Annotated in this window: 1 protein-coding gene; it reads right to left on the reverse strand. The window is 37.6% G+C overall.

The annotated features are described in order from the left end of the window. On the reverse strand, nucleotides 1-255 hold a 255-nt coding region (locus AAEY88_RS14565), incomplete at both ends, for a glycoside hydrolase family 97 N-terminal domain-containing protein (RefSeq protein ID WP_350563535.1).

The following is a 255-nucleotide window of genomic DNA, read 5'->3' on the forward strand; positions in this document are numbered from 1 at the left end:
GGTTACAGTTACCTCGTTATGCTGATCTACAACCGTTTGTCGCTCGCCGCAAGGTTGTTGCCACTGAGTATTGGTGCTTTGTTGTTGAACTGTGGTTATTTTAAAGCTGTTACTAAACGGTGCATGTTGTTTAAATTCAAACCCGAGAGCAGAATTATTAATGACTGTTTTATTTTTAAAATTAATAGAATAACTTGGTGTACTCTGCTCGTCTGAGATGATTATTTTTATATTACCGTCAGGCGATTGTACGGT

Origin of the sequence: Psychrobacter sp. CAL346-MNA-CIBAN-0220 (genome assembly GCF_040309805.1) — a bacterium.
In the GTDB taxonomy this organism is placed as follows: Bacteria; Pseudomonadota; Gammaproteobacteria; order Pseudomonadales; family Moraxellaceae; genus Psychrobacter.